Genomic DNA, 1,347 nt, shown 5'->3' on the forward strand with positions numbered 1-1,347 from the left:
CTTATCACGTTAGATTATCCAGATGAGAATTTAATCGTGACTAGGAATAAAAAACTCTTTGATTAGGAAAGACATTAGCAAAACGTGACTGCTTGCTGCTAACGGTTTTGTGTATGGTTAGTTGCGTGGTTTAGCGAGTAAGTTAACAAAAAGGTACGAACCTGTGAATATTCCGAAGGAATATTCCAGATGAGCACTTACACAGCAATTAATTATACACGGTGTTGTAACACGTTTTTTATTTCAGATTTTCTTTTAATGTATCCGCTTTTCTTTCCATTGTTGTTATTCGACCATTTTTAATTTCGGTTCTTATTCCAATATTTTTTTTGAGAATTCCGAAATATTTGTATTCTTTTTCGCAAACTATAACTGTATCAAAGTCTTTGTTTTTATCTGAGATTTGAACAACACTAATATTCAGCTTTATTTTATTCAGTTCAGCCGCTTTCTTCTTTTCAGAGTTTGTATAAGTCGATTTTAGATATTCACTAATTTTAGTCAAATATTCATTCAGATTTTCAATTAGTTCATTATATGTTTTTGTTTGATTTTCTAAAATTCCTTTTGTTCCAACATTTAAATACAAGTCAAAAAATGTGCGATTTTCGCCATAAATAATCTCTGAAAAATAAGATGAATTAATCAGCTTAAAATTCCGCTTTATTTTTTCGGTTGTCAGAGTTTCAAATTTATGATTTTTGTTCAATTATGATTGGTTTTAAATGTGTTACAACGTTGTTGTGTATGGTTAGTTGCGTGGTTAGGCAACTAAGTTAACAAACATTTACGAACCCGTGAAAATTCCGCAGGAATATTCGCAAGTACGGAAGAACCTAGCAATTAATTATACACGGTGTTAGCAGCCGGCTTTTAATTATACGCGGTTTCATTAAAGAACTCTGACATTGATTTTAGCGTATAATTCCTTATCGGTGTCTAATTAGTTTCAAATTAGTTTTTTCACGTTCAGATCGGCCGTAAAGCTTTTTAAAATTAAAGCAGAGTAGAGTGAGTAGTTTGTTGGCTTTCTATAATGATCGTTTAAAATCTAATGTCTAAAGGTTTCTATTATCCAGCGTTGTTAATCCGTGTTACTTGTCAATTTACCTTATCCGACTGAGTGGTTAATTCTGCGTTAATATTCCGTATTGCTTATTACGCTAGATTATCCAGATGAGAATTTAATTGTGACTAGGAATAAAAAACTCTTGGATTAGGAAAGGTAATAGCAAAACGTGATTGCTTGCTGCTAACGTGTTTGTGTATGGTTAGTTGCGTGGTTAGGCAACTAAGTTAGCAAACTTAAACGAACCCGTGAAAATTCCGCAGGAATTTTCGCAAGTA

Annotated in this window: 1 protein-coding gene; it reads right to left on the reverse strand. The window is 32.4% G+C overall.

Translation table 11 applies throughout. From position 1 onward, the window contains the following. Positions 1 to 238: 238 nt before the first annotated feature. Complete coding sequence (locus ACFQ13_RS05905) at positions 239 to 709, reverse strand: hypothetical protein (RefSeq protein ID WP_386115132.1); 471 nt, start codon at positions 707 to 709, stop codon at positions 239 to 241. Positions 710 to 1,347: the final 638 nt, after the last annotated feature.

This window comes from Winogradskyella rapida (assembly GCF_042675845.1).
Classification (GTDB): domain Bacteria; phylum Bacteroidota; class Bacteroidia; order Flavobacteriales; family Flavobacteriaceae; genus Winogradskyella; species Winogradskyella rapida.